Here is an 18,084-nt window from a genome sequence, read left to right on the forward strand (position 1 = left end):
TCACTCGTCTCCCGGGCGCTTCTTCTTCGGCAGGTAGGTCGAGAGCAGCTGCTCGAGCACCTTGGGATTCATGCCCTCCTGGAGGCCAGCGATGGTCTCCATGATGAGCGACTTGTTGGTACGTTCGATGGCGGTGGCGCGCGCCAGCTTGTCTGCCATCGGCTGCGCAAAGGCGTTGGCGATCACCGCGCCATAGAGGGTAGTCAGCAGAGCCACCGCCATGGCCGGGCCGATAGCCGCCGGATCGGACATGTTGGCCAGCATCTGCACCAGGCCGACCAGGGTGCCGATCATGCCCATGGCAGGCGCCATGGTGGCCATGTTCTTGAACATGCTGATGCCCACCTCGTGACGCTCGAGCATCTGATCGATCTCCTTGGAGAGCATGCGCTGTACCAGAGCCGGGTCGTGTCCGTCCACGCACAGGCTGATAGCGCGCTTCATGAAATCGTTGCTGATCTCCTGCCCCTCGAACGCCAACAGGCCGTTCTTGCGTGCGATGTCTGCCAGCGCCACGCCCTCCTCGATCAGCTTCTTCGGATCATCGACCTTGTAGAAGAAGGCCTTCATGCCCACCGCGAAGGAACCGAGAAAGTCGCCCAGCGACACCTGCATCAGCGTGACCATGAAGGTGCCACCGATAACGATCAGCACCGACGGCACGTCCACGAACATCATCACATCGCCGCCACTGGCAATGGCCCCGATGATGACGCCGAACCCGCCCAGCAGGCCGACCAGAGTTGCGATATCCACGCGTTACCTCCCTCGCATCGTCAAGTCGTATCATGCCGGGAAGACCGGCATTCCTGACCGGGATAGCGGTCGATACCGTCAGAACTTTAGTTCTGTCGGCGGCATTTTTTCCAGCAGGAGGCGCCATGAAAGACATACCCGGTCCCGTACTGATCACGGGCTGCTCCAGCGGCATCGGCCACCATGTGGCACATGGCCTGCAACGGCGGGGCTGGCCGGTGATCGCCAGCGCACGCCGCGCCGACGACGAGGCCCGGCTGCGCGCGGAGGGGCTGGAGACAGTGCGCCTCGACCTCGACGACCCGGACAGCGTGCAATCGGGGTTCGAGCAGGCCATGCAGCTCACCGGGGGCCATCTCTACGGCCTGTTCAACAACGGCGCCTGGGGCCTGCCCGGCGCGGTCGAAGACCTCTCGCGCGAGGCCCTGCTGGCGCAATTGCAGACCAATCTGCTCGGCTGGCACCAGCTCACCGGCCTGGCCATCCCGGTGATGCGCGCCGCCGGCCGCGGACGCATCATCCACAACAGCTCGGTGCTCGGGCTGGTCGCCATGCCCTTTCGCGGCGCCTACAACTGCTCGAAGTTCGCGCTCGAGGGACTGGCCGATACACTGCGCCTGGAACTGCACGGCAGCGGCATCCATGTCAGCCTGATCGAGCCCGGCCCCATCCGCAGTCGCTTCCGCGTCAACGCCGAAGCTGCCTGGCGCCGCTGGATCGACGCGGAACACAGCGTGCACCGCGTTGCCTACCAGGCCATGGAACGCCGCCTGAAAAAGGCGGGCGACGCCGCCCCCTTCACCCTGGGACCGGAAGCACTCCTGGAGAAGGTGATCCATGCCCTGGAGAGTCCACGCCCGCGGCCCACGCTACGCGGTGACCGTCCCCACCCACGCCTTTGCCCTGCTGCGCCGCCTGCTGCCCACCCGCGCGCTGGACGCCCTGCTGCGCCGCGCCTCCGGCGGCGGTGCGCGCTGATCTTCGCGGCGAGGACACCGCTCCCACATGTAGGAGGCCCGTCCCCGGGCCGAACCTACGCGGCAGATCATTCACGGCGAGGACGTCGATCCTACAGCCGTAGGAGGCCCGTCCCCAGGCCGAACCTACGCGGCGGGGACGTCCCTAAGCGGTCTCGAGTGCCTGGTAGGTCTGGGCAAAGTATTCGGCGAGAAAGCTGTCGAAATCGCGGTCGTCGGTCGTCTCCAGGCTGGCCTGGTCAGCGAAGGATTGCTCGACCAGCCGGTCGAACTCATCGACTCTCTCTGGCGCCAGAGCGCGTTCACGGAAATAGCGGTGGTGCGCGGTCGAGAGCCGGCGCGCAAACTGGTAGAAGCTCTCGCCACGTTCGCCCATTTCGTCGAGCATGCGTGCCGAGGGGGTAAGGTCGACGTGCATCAGCTTGCGCAACTGATCGTCCACCGCGTCTTCGTAGCGATGGTCACCATGCAGGCGATCGAGGAACTCGGCCACCGGCATCACCGCGTCCATGATGCGCTGCCCCCAGTCGTACAGCCGTACGGGGTCGCCGCAGCAGCGCAGCTTCAAGCCTGGCTCGCGCCCGCGGTGCGCCACGCGCAGGATGTTCTCATTGATCTCGAGCAGTTCGTCGCCGGACAGCCCCGGGCTGTCGGCCAGCAGGCAGGCAAACATCAGCGCTTCGAGGAAGCGCAGCTGGGTCTCGTCCACGCCCAGGGGATGATAGGCATTGACATCCAGCGAACGCAGCTCGACATAGCGCACGCCGCGCTGCAGCAGGGCGACCGCCGGCACCTCCATGCGGCCGAGCACCTGCTTGGGACGCACCGTGTTGTAATACTCATTCTCGATCTGCAACAGGTTGGCATTGAGCTGGCGGTATTCGCCATCCACCTTGACGCCGATGCGTTCCCAGGCCTCGGCAGGCGTGGTCACCGCATACAGCAGCGATTGCGCATAGGTCGCCACGTCGCGGTAACAGACGTGGATACCGAGGCCATCTTCCTTCTTGTTCTGGTACCCGATGTCGCCCATGCGCAACGAGGTGGCGTAGGGTTCGAAGAAGGTGTCCTCGTCGAACACCGAAAGATGGCTGGTGCCGTCGGCGAAGAAGGATTTGCACACCGCCGGCGAGGCGCCGAACAGGTAGGGGACGATCCAGCCGATGCGTTGCAGGTTACGCACCATGCCCATGTAGGCGTCGTTGCGCAGGGCGTCTGCATCCGGCTCGCCCAGCAGCTGGGCGTAGGCGGGCCAGAAGGACTCGGATAACGACCAGTTGAAATGCACACCGGCAATCACCTGCATCACCCGTCCATAGCGCCAGCCCAGGCCCACGCGATAGACGTGTTTCATGCGTCCCAGGTTGGAATCGCCATACTCGGCGATGGGGATGCTCTGCCCGCCAGCAAGAATGCAAGGCATGCTGGTGGCCCAGAGAAACTCACCCTCGAGGCGGCGGTAGGCGTAGCTCTGCAGATCGGCCAGGAAGTCCAGCGCCGCGCCCGAGCTGGCGAGTGGCGGGGTGATGAACTCGGCCAGTGCCTCGGAGTAGTCGGTGGTGATCCAGGGATGGGTGAGCGCCGCGCCCCAGGCGCGCGGATGCGGGGTGGTGGCGATGCCGCCATCGCGCGCCACGCGCAGGCTCTCCTTCTCCAGCCCCATGCGGGTCTGGCGAATGACTTCGGGCGACATGGCCTCGCGCAGGCGCGCCAGGCGCTCACCGGTCAGCGTAAACAAGGCAACCTCGTCCGGCCGGTATGGCCATGATCAGCGGTCATGTTCAGTCACCTGCACTGTCAGAGGCCGGCTGGCGCGAATCCAGTCGGCGAGGATGTGTGCCGTCTCCTCCAGCATGATGCGATCGACCCCTTCCGGGTCTTCGTCGGCATGCGCCAGGCGCTCGTCCTCGTCCTCTTCATCCAGCCGCTCGAGCGGCGGCAGACCGCGCCAGGTACGCAGGCGATTGCGCAGGGCGAGCAGGCGCTGCTCGCGCGCCTCGCGCTCGGCACGGCGGGTCTGCTCGTTGAGCGAGGCGCTCTTGACCTCGCGGATCTTCATGAACTCCCGTTCGCGATCGATCAAGTAACGGAAGCCGGGATTGCCGCGGATGCGCTTCTCGCTCTGTTCGCGCAACCAGGCGACCGGAAAGGTGGTGCGCGGCGGATCGATCACCGGCTGGATGGCTGCCCAGGGTATGGCGTGCTCGAGTGCCCGCTCGCCGTGATCCGTGGCACCCATGGCGGTGGGGAATTCGATATCGGGCTCCACGCCCCGGTGCTGGGTGCTGGCGCCAAGCACGCGGAAGAACTGCGCCATGGTCAGGCGCAACCGCCCCAGGTCTTCGTTGCTGCGCAGGTAGCGCGCCAGGTTGACCAGGGTCTGTACCGTGCCCTTGCCGAAGGTCGGCTCGCCCACGATGAGGCCGCGCCCGTAGTCCTTGATGGCACCGGAGAAGATCTCGGAGGCCGAAGCACTGTTGCGATCGACCAGAACGACCAGCGGCCCGTCATAGACCTCGCCGGGGTCCCTGTCTCGCTCCAGCTCGACGTGCCCGGCGGCATCCTTGATCTGCACCACGGGTCCCTTGTCGATGAACAGGCCGGTCAACTCGGCGGCCTCGGTCAGGGAGCCGCCACCGTTCTGGCGCAGGTCGATGATGATGCCGTCCACGCCCTGCTGTTCCAGGTCGAGCAACAGGCGTCGCACATCGCGCGTGGTACTGCGGAAGTTGCGCTTGCCCGCCGCCTGGGCGGCAAAATCACGGTAGAAGGCCGGGATGTCGATCACACCGATCTTGAGCCCGCCGTACTCCGGCCCCTCGAGCACCTTGGCCTTGGCCGCCTTGTCCTCGAGCTTGATGGTATCGCGTACCAGCACCACCTCCCGCGCACGCCCGCCGATGCCCTCGCTCTTGGGGATCACGTTGAGCCGCACCACCGAACCCTTGGGGCCACGGATCAGCTCCACCACGTCCTGCAGGCGCCAGCCGACCACGTCTTCCATCGGCCCGTCGCGCCCCTGCGCCACACCGACGATGTGATCGCCGGGATGCAGCTTGCCGCTGCGCGCCGCGGGGCCACCCACCACGGTACGGATGATCTTGGTGTAGCCGTCCTCGCTGCGCAGCACCGCACCGATGCCCTGCAACGACAGGCGCATGCCGATGTCGAAATTCTCGGACACCTCGGGCGACATGTAGCTGGTGTGCGGCTCGATGCTCAGGGTGATGGCGTTGACAAAGGCCTGGAACACGTCACCGGCGTTCATCTGCTGCACCCGGTCGCGCATGCCCTCGTAGCGTTTGACCAGCTTCTCCAGCTCGAAGGGCTTGTCGCTCAAACGCTCGATGAGGATGTCGTTCTTCACCCGCTTGCGCCACAAATCGTCCAGTTCGACCTCGTCACGCACCCAGGGTTGATCCTCGCGGTCGAAGACATACTCCTCGTCGCGACTGAAGTCGAAATCGTGGTTGTTCAGCAGGTCGATGGCGTAGGCCGCGCGCTGTTCCACCTTGTGTCGGAACAGGCGGAAGATCTCGAACGGCACTTCCAGCCGCCCCTTGACCAGAGCGTCATCGAAGCGGTCGCGATAAGCCTCGAAGCGGGCAATGTCCTGCTGCGTGAAGAAACTGCGATTGGGGTCCAGGGTTTCCAGATAACGCTCGAAGGCGTCATGGGAGAGGTGATCGTCGATGTGTGGCCGGGTGTAATGGAACCCCTCAAGTACCTGCGCGATCACCAGCGCTGTACGCCGCTGCTGTTCGTCTGCATGCAGTGATTCCACTGCCACCGTCTGTGGACGCGCCCAGGCCCCCAGGCACCACAGCACGCCCAGCACCACCAGTATCCTGTCGAATGTCCTGCTCATAACCCCCTACTCGTCTCGGGCATGCCCACTGCCGGATGCAAGCCGATGACGATCGCCAGGTAATCCGGGTCGTCCGGGCCGATCACCCCGTGACGCACCAGGAAGTCGATGATCACCAGGTTGCAGTTGAGCTTGAATTCATCGGTCTCGCGCACGATGCGCGCCACCTCTTCCAGCGGCAGGAGAAGAAATTCCTCCACCTCACCGTCGGTGTTGCGGGGCACGAAGTCCACCGGCAGTTCCAGATCGTAACAATACAGCACATCGGGACGAAAACCGCGCTCGGCCACGCGATTGTACGTCAGCGCGCCGACCGGACGGGCGCGGCGGGCCAGTGCTTCGGGCATACCGGCCTCCTCGGCGCATTCCTTGACCAGGTTCTCCCACAGATCGACGCCGTGCGGCAGACCACCGGCGACCAGCTGATCCAGCGCACCAGGAAAGATCAGGCGGTCGCGCGCGCGTCGGCCGATCCACATCAGGATGCGCCCGCCGTCGCGTACATAGCCGTTGAGGTGCTGGCCAAAGGAACGCAGACCCAGCGGCGCGGCCAGGGCGCGATCCACCGTGGCCACGGCTTGCTCGCGCCCGTCGGCGGTGACCGGGTAGGGTTCGTCGAGCAGTGCCGTCACCACGCCCCGGGCTGCCAGTTCGCGGGCCACCTCGGTCAGTCGCCCGGTGAGCTCCGGCACCATTGCCGAGGGCGTGTGCAAGGCCTGGTCACGGCGCTCGAACAGGTCTGGCCAGTCGGCCAGATGGGCAGCCAAGGCCGGACGGATCCATCCATGCACCCGGCCGTCGATGTACCAGGGCAGGAAGGGCTCGGTGACCGGGGCATTGCAGGCCCGTATGTGTCGCAGGTAACTCACGTGCCCCTCCTCAGCGCACCGGGCGCGCCGCGATCACTCGCGCCACCAGGCCGCGTGCCTCGGCGGCATCGCGCAACTGCAAGCCGGTATCGAGGCGCTGTTCGCGCCCGGCGGGCAAGCGGCCACGCAGACGCAAGGTGCGCAGTGGTTCAAAGCGCCGCCCCACAGGACGGCCGATCACCACCCGTATGCCGCGCACCGGCACCGCGCTGGCATTGCGCAACCGCAACAGCAGCCGGCCGTCCTTGCGCAACCCCAGACTGGCCTTCAGGTAGCTGTCGGGATGATCGGCCAGGTCCAGCAGCGCCAGGCGCCGCGCCGCGTCCTTGCTCATCTCCGACTCGGAGGTCGCCACCGCCTGGAAATAGCCCAACGCTTCGCGGGTCCGGCCACGCTGCTCGGCGATCAGCCCCAGGCCATAGTAGGCCTCGGCGGTGGGCAGCAGCGCGATGCTGGCCTCGAGATCACGCTCGGCGGCGGTCTGTCGACCCAGCTCGCGCTCGAGCAGGCTGCGCTGTACCCGCGGCAGGTAGTAGTCGGGGTTGAGCGCCAGCGCGCGGTCGAAGTCACGCAGGGCCTCGCGGCGGCGACCGCGGCGCTTGTGGATCTCGCCGCGCAGGGTGGGAAACAGCGCCTCCTTCGGCTCGATACGCATCGCCTTGTCCACCAGCCCGAGCGCACGCTGCATGTCGCCGGCATCGAGCGCCTTGCGCGCCTGGGCATAGGCCTCGTAGGCCGGCTGCACCTGCCGCAGGTGGGCGATCGCCCGCTGATAGCGCTCACGACCGCGCTCGCCCCCCGGGTTGCCCAGCTCGGCAAGCAGACGACGGTTGGCAGCCACCCGCTCGCGCGAGGGCGGGTGCGAGGCGAACAGGCCGGCCAGCCAGCCGGGCGACTTGTCCTCGAACAGGCGCACGAAGGTCTCCTGCAGGCTGACCGCGGCGGCCGGATCGTAGCCCGCACGCACCATGTAGCGCATGCCATAGACGTCGGCCTCGGACTCCGCCTCGCGACTGAAGCGGCTCTTCACCAGGTTGGCGCCGATGGCCGCACCCAGGTTGCCCAGCTGCTGGTAGTTCGAACCCTGCAGGGCCCACGCCCGCCGCCATCAGTGCCCCCTGCAGGAAGATGCCGCGCTGCATGGACTGCGCGGTATGCCGTGCCGCGGCGTGCACGATCTCGTGCGCCAGCACCGCTGCCAGCTCGGCCTCGTCCCGCAGCGCCAGCAACAGGCCACGGTTGACCGCGATCTTGCCGCCGGGCAATGCCCAGGCATTGGGCGTGCCGTCGTTGACCACCCGGAACTCGTAGGGCAGCTGGCGATCGGACACCGCCGCGATGCGCTGCCCCACCCGCTGCACATAGGCGACCAGCGCCGGGTCGGCGGTGTAGTCGCCACCCTGGGCCTGGCGGTACGGGCCGTAGTTCTTCTTGCCGATGGCCAGTTCCTGGGCCTCGCCGATCAGTGCCAGCTCCTTCTTGCCGGTAACCGGGTTGACCGCACAGCCGGCGAGCAGCACCAGCAGGAAGGCGACCCAGAACCCCTTCCACTTTACAGGCATCATTCCTCCTCTTTGACCGCCGGCCAGGCGGCTTCCATCTGCTCCAGCGACAAGGCATCCAGGTCCTGGTGACCGGCAGCCGCCAGCCGGCGTTCCATGGCACGGAAACGGCGCTCGAACTTGTCGTTGGCGCGGCGCAGGGTGTGCTCGGCCTGGAAGCCGTGCAGACGCACCAGGTTGACCACCGCGAACAGCAGGTCGCCCAGTTCCTCCTCGAGGTGATCGGCATCCCCCGCCTCCGCGGCCTGCGCGACCTCCGTGAGTTCCTCGTGCACCTTGGCGTGCGCGCCCGCCGGATCGGGCCAGTCGAAGCCGGCATCGCGTGCCCGCTTCTGCAACTTGTGGGCGCGCACCAGGGCCGGCAGGGCACGCGCGATGCCCTCCAGGCGGCTGGCATCCTCGGTCTTGTCGGCACGCTCGGCGGCCTTGGCTGCCTCCCAGGCACGGTGCAGGCTGTCGGCATCGCGGGCCGTGCTGTCGCCGAACACGTGCGGATGCCGGCGCACCATCTTTTCGGTGATGCCGCGCGCCACCTCGGCAAAATCGAATTGCCCGGCCTCTTGCGCGATCTGCGCGTAGAACACCACCTGGAACAGCAGGTCGCCCAGTTCCTCGCGCAGGGCATCCGGGTCGTCCTGCTCGATGGCGTCGGCTACCTCGTAGGCCTCTTCCAGGGCATAGGGGATCAGGCTGTGCCAGTCCTGGGCGCGGTCCCAGGGACAACCGTCCTGCGAGTCGCGCAGGCGTGCCATCAGTTCGAGCAGGGCCTCGACAGCCTCGCCACCGCCGGCCATCTCAGCCTCCCGGCAACGAGATGCCGGTGACCTTCTTATACAGGCTCACCGCGTAGGAATCGGTCATGCCCGAGACGAAATCGGTCAGCATTAGCAGACGCAGGTAGGGATCGGGCGACGGTACCCGGTGGTGGCCGATGAATTGCTCGGGGATCAGGCGAATCAGCATCTGGCTGCGCGGCGAAGCCTGTTCGCCGTGCTCGGCCACGTCGTCGAGCACCTGCACGAAGCGCTCGAGCAGATCGTGGATCACCTGGAAACCCGCCGCCTGGATACTGACCACCTCGGGCGCGCAATAGATGCGCTGGCACGCCATCTCGATCAGCACGTCGGCCTGGGCGCGCGCCGGGATCTCGTCGAGCAACGGCCGGTCGAAACGACCGGCCCGAATATCCTGCTCGTTGTCCATGAAGCAGGCCAGCGCCTGTTCGATGACCTGGTTGATGACCTTGGCGCGCAGGAACTCGATACGGTCCTTGGGCTCGCGGATGCCACCGAGCCGCGCAGCCTGGCGCTCGCGATCGGGCAGCAGGTCGAGAAACGCACCGGTCACCTCGTCGTAGCTGAAGTGGCCCAGACGGTAGCCGTCCTCGATGTCGATCACGCGGTAGGCGATGTCGTCTGCCGCCTCCACCAGGAAGGCCAGCGGGTGCCGGTACCAGATGGCATAGCGCTCGTCCCTGCGGAGCAGCCCGACCTCCTTCGCCACCTGCTCGAAGGACTCGCGATCGGCGGCAGTAAAGCCCTGCTTGCGGGCGCTCACCCCCTCGAAGCGGTTGCCCGCCAGGCAGGACTCGCGTGGGTACTTGGTGAAGGCTGCCAGAGTGGCGCAGGTGAGCTGCAGGCCGCCCGGGTTGTCGGGGTTCTGCAGGCGGGTGACGATGCGAAAGCCCTGGGCGTTGCCCTCGAAGGCCAGGAAATCCTCGCGCTGGCTGCCGCGCAGCCCGGCGACCCGGCGCGCGCCATAGTCGGCGCTCTCGGCCCAGTGCCGGATGGCGTCCTCCCCGGAATGCCCGAAGGGCGGGTTGCCGATGTCGTGCGCCAGGCAGGCCGCGGCGCAGATGTTGCCGAAGTCTGCCGACTCGAAATCATGCAGCCCATGACGCGCGATCACCTGCTCCCCCACCAGGGTGCCGAGAGAACGGCCGATGCACGAGGCCTCGAGGCTGTGCGTCAGGCGAGTACGTACATAGTCCACCTTGGACAGGGGGAACACCTGGGTCTTGTCCTGCATGCGCCGGAACGCCGAGGAAAACACCACGCGGTCGAAGTCGCGCTGAAAATCCGTGCGCGCAGTGCTCAGCGATGGCTCGGCATCCGAGCCCAGGCGCTTGCGCGAGAGCAGGCGCGGCCACTGCATGGGCGTGTTCACCGACGGACTGTGGAAACGACGGGCTGCATATGCGCCGGGACTTTACACCACCCGGCGACGATTCCCCAGTCCCGAGCCGTGGGTCTTTCGCGGCGAGGACGCCGCTCCTGCCGCAGGAGGCCCGTCCCCGGGCCGAACCGAGCGGTACCGCCCATGCGCCGCGACTTAACTCAAGTTATGCAAACCCCTGTCGCGCCTTGCCATTCCCCGACATTTTCAGTAGTTTCTGGCGCTTCCACGTGTTGCCGGGACCCGACAGGCTGGAAAAGATCGGCTCGGTATCCAACCATTGTCGGTGGCCAGGGATGCCAAGACGCCCCGCCGCTACCAGGAACCAAAGGCCCGGAGGTCTGCCAAGATGCGTACCCTTTCCCTCCTCGCTGCTGTCGGCCTGGCGCTGGCCGTGCAGGTCTCGCCCGCCGCCGAGCCGACTGCCACGCCGGATCTCCGCATCGTGCCGGTGGAGCGCCGGCAGGCAGATCTCACCGTCTCCATCGCGGCCACGATCACGCCCTTCCGTACGGTGCAGCTCACGGCACAGACGCCGGGCAGGGTGAAGCACATTGCAGGACGCGAGGGCGACGCCTTCGTCCGCGGCGCGGTGTTGATCGAACTCGACGACGCGGCCCTGCTGGCCCGGCGCGAATCGGCTTTCGCCGCGCGCGAATCGGCGCTGGCCGCCATTCAGAGCGCCCAGGCACAATACCAGCAGGAGCTGTATTCGCCGCGCTCGGACGCGGTACGCACCGCGCCGGGCGGCTTCGGATTCCCGGCCATGATGGACCAGATGTTCGGGGTGCCCATGCAGGATGCCCTGGGCCTGCGCGAGCAGGGCGTGCAGCGCTACACCGACATGATCGACGTGCAGACCCGGCTGGCGCAGGCACGGAACCAGCTGCGCCAGGCGGATGCCAGCATCCGCGAGATCGATGCGCAGCTGCGCGACACCCGCAGCGTGGCGCCGTTCGACGGGGTGATCGACAAGGTACACGTGGAAGAAGGCGACACCGTGCAACCCGGCCAGCCGCTGGTGGACTACAGCCAGGCCGGCCTGTTCAAGGTCGAGGCCGATCTGCCGGTGCACCTGGCCCGTCACCTGATGCCCGACCAGGCCCTGCCGGTGCGCCTGGACAACGGCGGCGAGCCGGTCTCGGTCCGGGTGCGCCGCATCCACCCCAGTGCCGATCTGCGCCGCCACACCATTCACGTGGAACTGGCACTGCCGCCGGGCGCCCACGCCACCGCCGGGCAGTATGCGGAGGTGCTGGTCACCGACCGCGGCGCCGAAGTGACCGCGCAGCTGGCCATCCCCACCAGCGCGGTGATCCGCAAGGGCGGCATGCCGCTGGTGTTCAGCGTGGACGAGCAAGGCATCGCGCACCTGCGGGTGGTGCGCCTGGGCGAGGAACTCGCCCAGGGCCAGGTGGCGGTCCTGTCCGGCCTGCACGAGGGGGACCGCGTCATCGACCAGCCGCCGGCGGGCCTGAAGGCCGGCCGCCAGGTGATTGCATCGGAGGCGCCAGCCGACCCGGCCACGCCCGCCCCGAACACCGCGAACGAAGGCTGAGGCCATGCCCGGCGAGATTTCCGTGAACAAGCACCAGCAACTCGGCCTGGCCGGCGCCATCGCCCGGTCGTTCATCCACTCCCCGCTGTCGCCATTGCTGTTCCTGGCCATGCTGGGCATGGGCATCATCGGCCTGATCGCCACCCCGCGCCAGGAAGATCCGCAGATCTCGGTGCCCCTGGTGGACATCTTTCTCGCCTATCCCGGTGCCTCGGCGGAGCAGGTGGCGGCCAAGGGGATCGAGCCGCTGGAGCGCATCATGTCCGAGATCCCGGGCGTCAAGCACGTCTATTCGGCGAGCATGCGCGAACAGGGCATCGTCACCGTGCGCTTCCGCGTGGGCGAAGAGGCCGGTCCCTCGATCATCAAGGTGCACGACAAGCTGGCCTCGCACCTCGACCGGATACCGCCCGGCATCCAGGGCCCGCCGCTGGTAAAGGTGAAAGGCATCGACGACGTGCCCATCGTCACCCTCACCCTGTGGAGCCGCGAGCTCGACAGTGCCAACCTGCGCAAGCTGGCGAACAACGTACTGCAACAGCTCAAGCAAATCCCGGACACCGGCCAGGGCTTCATCGTCGGCGGCCAGCACGACCAGATCCGCATCCAGATCCGGCCCGAGAAGCTTTCCAGCCATGGCGTCACCGCCGACGAGATCGTGGCGCGCATCCGCCATGCCAACCTAGAGCGCCGGGTCGGCCGCGGCGAGCAGGACAACCACGACTTCCGCATCTATGCCGGAGCCTTCCTGCGCACCCCGCAGGACGTGCAGAACCTCGTGCTGCGGGTAGAAGACGGCGCGCCGGTCTATGTGCGCGACGTGGCCGAGGTGAGCTGGGCGCCGGAAGAAACCCGGCACTATGTCAATTACTTCACCGGCCCGGCGACCGCCGCCTCGCTGGCGGACGAACGCATCGCCGACGGCGAGAACGCGATAACCATCGCCATCGCCAAGAAGCAGGGCAGCAACGGCGTGACCGCGGCCGAGGCCATCCTCGAACGGATGGAGATGCTGAAGGGCGACCTGATCCCCGAGCAGGTCGAGGTGGCGGTCACCCGCAACTACGGCCAGACCGCCGCCGACAAGGTGAACGCCCTGCTCATGAAACTGGTGATCGCCACCGGCATCGTCACCCTGCTGGTGTGGTGGACGCTGGGCTTCAAGCCGGCGCTGGTGGTGACCATCGTCATTCCGGTGGTCATCCTGATGACCGTGTTCGCTGCCTTCGTGATGGGCTTCAGCATCGACCGGGTGTCGCTGTTTGCGCTGATCTTCTCCATCGGCATCCTGGTGGACGACGCCATCGTGGTGGTCGAAAACATCTACCGACGCTGGCTGCTCAAGGGCGAACCCTCTACCGAGATCGCCATCGACGCGGTGCGCGAAGTGGGCAACCCCACCATTGTCGCCACCTTCACCGTGGTCGCCGCGCTGATGCCCATGGCCTTTGTGCGCGGCCTGATGGGGCCCTACATGGCTCCCATCCCGGTGCTCGGCTCGGTGGCCATGATCATCTCCCTGTTCGCGGCCTCCGCCTTCACCTCGTACCTGGTGATGCGCATCCGCCCCTCCATGGCGCGGCTGGAACAGGCCGAGGGAAAGGAACACGCCACCAACGCGCGCCTCGAGCGCCTGTTCCGCCGCATCCTGCCGCCGCTGCTCGACAACCGCCTGCTCGGGTATGGCTTTCTGTTCGCCCTGATCGGCGCCTTCTTCGCGGTCTGCGCCCTGTTCTACACCACCGCGGTCACGGTGAAGATGCTGCCGTATGACAACAAGCCCGAGTTCGCCGTTGTCATCGACCTGCCGGAAGGCACCGCCCTGCCGGTGACCGCCAACGTGGCGCGCGAGATGGCCGAGACATTGCGCGGCATCGACGAGGTGACCGCCCTGCAAACCTACGCCGGCACCGCACGCCCCTTCGACTTCAACGGCATGGTGCGTCACTACTACCTGCGCGAACAGCCCTGGCAGGCGGAGATTCAGGTGCAACTGGTGGACAAGCACGCGCGTAGCGCCTCCATCCACGAGCTGGCCGAACGCGCGCGTGCCCTGCTCAAGCCCATCGCTGACGCTTATGGCGCCCACATCACCGTGGCCGAGATGCCGCCCGGGCCGCCGGTGCTGCAATCGGTGGTAGCCGAGATCTACGGTCCCGATGCCGAGACCCGGCGCGAGGTCGCACGCCACATGACCGAGGTCTTCGAGCAGACCGAGGGCATGGCCGACGTGGACAATTACATGACCGAGCCCCACGCCTCCTGGCGCTTCGTCATCAATGCCCAGAAGGCCTCGACCAAGGGCGTGACCACCGCCCGCATCGTCGAGAATCTGGCCATGGTGATGGGCGAGTACAAGATCACCGACCGACGCACCGACAACGCGCTGGAGCCCACCTGGATCACCATCCAGGCCCCGCTGGCGTTGCGCGCCAACCCGCAGGCCCTGGGCGACCTGCCGATCGCCGCACCGGGCGGGGTGACCATCCCGCTGGCCGAACTGGGCCACTGGGAACGCATCAGCGAGGACCCGATCATCTATCACAAGGATCTGAGGCCGGTGGAATACGTGGTCGGCGACGCGGTTGGCCGCCTGGGCGCGCCCATCTATCCCATGATGAAAATCGACGAGGCCCTGCAGGACTACGTCACCCCCGACGGCCAGACGCTCTCCGGAACCATGACCGGCCCGCCGCCGGCCAACGGCCTGTCGGGCTTCGAGTGGGCCGGCGAATGGACCGTCACTTACGAGACCTTCCGCGACATGGGGGCAGCCTTCGGCGTGGCCCTGGTGCTGATCTACATGCTGGTGGTGGGCATGTTCGGCAACTTCACCGTGCCGGCCATCATCATGGCGCCCATCCCCCTGACCCTGCTGGGCATCGTCCCGGGACACTGGATCATCACCCAGATCACCGGCACCAATGCCTATTTCACCGCCACCTCGATGATCGGCTTCATCGCCCTGGCCGGCATCATCGTACGCAACTCCATCCTGCTGGTGGACTTCGCCGTGGAAGAGATCCGCTGCGGGCGCGACGTGCGCGAGGCGGTGCTGTTGTCGTGCAAGGCGCGTACCCGGCCGATCCTGATCACCGCCTTCGCCCTGATCGGCGGCGCCAGCGTGATCCTGTTCGACCCCATCTTCCAGGGCATGGCCATCTCGCTGATGTTCGGCGTCTTCGTCTCCACCCTGCTCACCCTGCTGGTGATCCCACTGGGCTGTGTGAGCGCGGCCAGGAGCATGCGGGCCATCGCCGATGCACGTGACACCAAGGGCGCGCCGCGGGCGATCTGAGGCGCCCGGAATACCGGCCCACCCCTTGCTCGCGCAAGGGGCAAACCGCGAAGGGCTCCAGGAGGCTTCCAACCGCCCCCTCCGCCCGCAGTGCCTCGTACGGACACCGCCAGGCCCACTCCTCCCCCGCTCGCGGGGGAGGCCGGGAGGGGGCAAACCACACAACAGCTGCGAATTCCCCCGGCTCTCGGGATGTTGGTGAAACATCCGGACTGGAAGCACTCGATCAGGCCATTGGCCTGGCAATGCCGCAAGTCAGCTACACAAATGGCGACCCGAGGCCGGGTTGATTCAGACCTTGGTATGGATGGTCGCGGCCATGTCGCTTATCCTGCCCCTCCTTGCCAACGCACGCGTCGATCAGCGCTCGAGCCAAGATAACCGTTCCCGGCCCAGAGGGACCTGGTTACGCGGGAGCTGACAACCTGAGGGGATAGAAGTGAGCAGAATAGTCTGGATCGCCGATGCCGGGTATCTGATAAAAGCCTGTCCGGGAAAGTTTGATTATCTGAAGCTGAAGGAATTGCTGGAATCGGAATGCGGGGGAACCTTTGCCGAATCGTTCTACCTCAATTCAACACCCTATCCGCCGACCGATGCACAGGACTCGTTCCACTCATGGCTGAAGACGGCTCCTCCCCGGGGGCCCAAGATGCGGGTAAAGCTGTACAAGCTGAAGGACATGCATCATCAATGTCCCAACTGCAACCACTCGTTTGATCGCCCGGTGCAAAAGGGGGTTGATGTCGGGATTGCGACCTTGATCGTAAAGTTGGCGGCACAGGACCAGTACTCCCGATTGATTCTGTCCGCCGGCGATGGCGATTTTGAAGATGCCATTGCCTTTGCCAAGGAAGAACTCCACAAGGAAATCTGGATTTCAGGATTCCCGGAGAGCTTGTCTCCCGATCTTCAATCCTATGCCGACAAGGTGATCTGGCTCGACGAGCACTGGGATGCGTTCAAGAAGTAGCACATGGCAACGTGCCCTGCCCGATCGCCATTCCGCTGTGCCCCATAGGGGGGGGGGAGGCGAGCCTTTGCCGTCAGGAGTCGGCAGGCCAGACTCGAGTGCAAGTACAACCCGCGGAAATAATAGGGGATCGACCACGATTTCTCGTTCTCAGGAACAGCTTGCGGCCATACTCAATAGACGGGTAACACCTGGCAAACCGGTCATTCTCACAAATGGAAGGAGGCAGCAGGTTGGTGGTTTTCTGCACATCATGACGAGTAAGCCTGGCCTGCCCCCTGTTTTCCTCCCGAATTCGGGATACAAAACGACGGAGATGGCATTGAAATCACTCTTGGGAATATTCTTCTTGATTGGCGCTTGCCTTCTTGGAGTCGACCTGCTCGCCGGAATAAAAATGCTCAACGCTCAGAGTTGGCCGCGAGCAGATGGAACAATAGAATCGTCTTCATTTGTTCTGGCAGGAAGCAAACCATCAACAACTTCTGAAAAAGTATCTTATTCATACCAAGTTGATGGAAAGATACATGAGAATGATAGAATTTATTTTGGTATGGTGATTTCGAGCAGGAACAAGCCATTGTCCTACAGGAAGGGCGAGCACGTATATGTCTTTTACAACCCAGATGACCCTTCCGAATCTGTCCTCAGGACAGATGACACTCACTCCGTGATATTTGTTGGCTTTGCTGGCATGGCTTTCATTGGGTTTTCCCTGTTTGGGTATTGGCTTGAGCGAAGAAAAGCGTGACAAACCACCTCACCTGATCGCTATTCCTTAGCGCTGCGCAGCAGCGACTGAGTTTAGTCTTCGGATAATCGGGCAACAGAGAAGGTCACGGCTTCTCCAGCTCCTGGATAGCTCAGGTCAAAAAATCGGAGATGGAACGGAGTATATCCTGGAAGGTACAGATCAAAAAAAATACGGAAAACATATTTCCAGCGGATGGCTTTCACGTGAACCAGACACCCATTCAGAGAATACCTTCATGCTTTCCATATCTCCACGAGGAGATCTGATGCCTGGTGAAATCTCTGTCCCCAACGACTTTCGGGCAATGAAGGGCGGTCCACTTGTTCATTGCCGCACAGAAAAAGGCATTCGACCAACGAAAAGGCGGTTGACAAACGGCATCCGACAGTTCACTTCAGCGGACACACCAACGCATACCGCCAGGGTTGGCGTCGTGCATCATTTCAATACGGCAGGTATCCATGAAAATCAGGAACAAATACACAGTATCGGCGCTTTTACTCCTGTCTGTCGTCTTGCTGGGTGTACTTGTCCCTGGCGGACCAGTGGAAACAAGAAGTTTTGCGCATATCAATCCAGCAATATTGTTGGCATTCAACACATTCCTCACCTCATTGGGCATAATCAGCATCCTGCTTGTCTACTTTGTCCTGAAGGACAGAAAATGGGCATTCATTGTTTCAGCGATATGCGGAATCTCTTATTTTATTGTATATGCCATGGACTTGGGGGAAATATTCCCGGTCTCGCCAGACTCGATGCCTCGATCACTGTTAACAATAGAGCTGACAGGTTCAGCCGCCTTTCTTCCTCTGATTTTTTCTCCATCCTGGAGGCTTTCAAAACCGTCAGCAATGAGAAAGAACAAGTCGGCGATCATGTGGCGATTTCCAGAAAGCTTGCACTCTTTATCGTCTTTCTGGTTATTGTCGGCATTGTTGTTATTGCCTTTGCCACGAGATCTGCGATGGATGGCAATGCATAACAAGGAGGATTCACTCGGACGCCACAAGGCGCCGATTGTTCCTCGCTCTGCCTTTTGGCATCGCTGATCTGCGACATCGGGCGGCAAAGGAGTGCTCTCGCCATAACCAGAGAGGGGAAAAATGAGAATTGCAGTGTTTGGGAGCACAGGCGGTACGGGGCTTTCCTTGCTCGAGCAGGCAGGTCAACGCGGATATCAGGTAGTCGACAACCCGGAGACAGGCCGTTACAAGATAGGCACCGTTCTGAATACCGGCCTCAGTTCAAGTATCGCACGTGCAGCCCTGGCAACGGCTCTACTCGACCAGTT

Annotated in this window: 12 protein-coding genes and 2 pseudogenes; 6 read left to right on the plus strand and 8 right to left on the minus strand. The window is 64.4% G+C overall.

Annotation, left to right across the window (positions count from 1 at the left end; translation table 11 throughout):
- Positions 1-756 (minus strand): flagellar motor protein PomA, encoded by a 756-nt coding sequence (gene pomA, locus EBS_RS08720; RefSeq protein WP_043108291.1) that lies wholly within the window; start codon positions 754-756, stop codon positions 1-3.
- Positions 757-881: 125 nt separating this feature from the next.
- Between pomA and EBS_RS08725 the strand changes: the two are divergent.
- A pseudogene (locus EBS_RS08725) lies at positions 882-1,734 on the plus strand (SDR family oxidoreductase).
- A gap of 144 nt (positions 1,735-1,878) precedes the next feature.
- On the opposite strand, the gene gshA reads toward EBS_RS08725, so the two are convergent.
- The 7 genes and pseudogenes from gshA to dgt form a co-directional block, all read right to left on the minus strand.
- Positions 1,879-3,471: a glutamate--cysteine ligase gene (gene gshA, locus EBS_RS08730; RefSeq protein WP_043108292.1), complete on the minus strand. Its 1,593-nt coding sequence runs from the start codon at positions 3,469-3,471 to the stop codon at positions 1,879-1,881.
- Positions 3,472-3,501: 30 nt separating this feature from the next.
- Positions 3,502-5,601 carry a carboxy terminal-processing peptidase gene (locus EBS_RS08735; RefSeq protein WP_052199440.1) on the minus strand — a complete coding sequence of 700 codons (2,100 nt, stop codon included), beginning with the start codon at positions 5,599-5,601 and terminating at the stop codon, positions 3,502-3,504.
- On the minus strand, positions 5,598-6,470 hold the full coding sequence (locus EBS_RS08740) for a DUF4743 domain-containing protein (RefSeq protein WP_043108293.1): 873 nt from the start codon (positions 6,468-6,470) through the stop codon (positions 5,598-5,600). Before EBS_RS08740 ends, EBS_RS08735 begins: the two co-directional genes overlap by 4 nt.
- A 10-nt stretch (positions 6,471-6,480) precedes the next feature.
- Entirely contained in the window at positions 6,481-7,500 is a 1,020-nt protein-coding gene (locus EBS_RS14770) for a tetratricopeptide repeat protein (protein WP_171816223.1), read from the minus strand.
- A 151-nt stretch (positions 7,501-7,651) separates the two neighbouring features.
- Positions 7,652-8,035 (minus strand): annotated as a pseudogene (locus EBS_RS14775) (M48 family metalloprotease); the annotation flags it as partial.
- A complete protein-coding gene (gene mazG / locus EBS_RS08750; RefSeq protein WP_043108294.1) occupies positions 8,032-8,826 on the minus strand; it encodes a nucleoside triphosphate pyrophosphohydrolase in 795 nt (264 codons plus the stop codon). The gene mazG and the pseudogene EBS_RS14775, both read right to left, overlap by 4 nt.
- Position 8,827: 1 nt before the next feature.
- Positions 8,828-10,186 carry a dGTP triphosphohydrolase gene (gene dgt, locus EBS_RS08755; RefSeq protein ID WP_043108295.1) on the minus strand — a complete coding sequence of 453 codons (1,359 nt, stop codon included), beginning with the start codon at positions 10,184-10,186 and terminating at the stop codon, positions 8,828-8,830.
- 370 nt (positions 10,187-10,556) lie between these two features.
- On the opposite strand from dgt, the gene EBS_RS08760 reads away from it, so the two are divergent.
- From EBS_RS08760 to EBS_RS13685, 5 genes are all read left to right on the plus strand, one after another.
- Positions 10,557-11,765: an efflux RND transporter periplasmic adaptor subunit gene (locus EBS_RS08760; protein WP_043109566.1), complete on the plus strand. Its 1,209-nt coding sequence runs from the start codon at positions 10,557-10,559 to the stop codon at positions 11,763-11,765.
- A gap of 22 nt (positions 11,766-11,787) precedes the next feature.
- Complete coding sequence (locus EBS_RS08765; RefSeq protein WP_231892788.1) at positions 11,788-15,063, plus strand: efflux RND transporter permease subunit; 3,276 nt, start codon at positions 11,788-11,790, stop codon at positions 15,061-15,063.
- Between the two features lie 439 nt (positions 15,064-15,502).
- A complete protein-coding gene (locus EBS_RS08770; protein WP_043108296.1) occupies positions 15,503-16,036 on the plus strand; it encodes an NYN domain-containing protein in 534 nt (177 codons plus the stop codon).
- A 322-nt stretch (positions 16,037-16,358) separates the two neighbouring features.
- The gene (locus EBS_RS14290) at positions 16,359-16,787 is read left to right on the plus strand and encodes a DUF3592 domain-containing protein (RefSeq protein WP_171816224.1); all 429 of its coding nucleotides are present in this window, start codon (positions 16,359-16,361) and stop codon (positions 16,785-16,787) included.
- A 268-nt stretch (positions 16,788-17,055) separates the two neighbouring features.
- Positions 17,056-17,775 carry a hypothetical protein gene (locus EBS_RS13685; RefSeq protein WP_148307715.1) on the plus strand — a complete coding sequence of 240 codons (720 nt, stop codon included), beginning with the start codon at positions 17,056-17,058 and terminating at the stop codon, positions 17,773-17,775.
- The last annotated feature ends 309 nt before the right edge of the window (positions 17,776-18,084 follow it).

Source organism: endosymbiont of unidentified scaly snail isolate Monju, from assembly GCF_000801295.1.
Classification (GTDB): Bacteria; Pseudomonadota; Gammaproteobacteria; order Chromatiales; family Chromatiaceae; genus MONJU.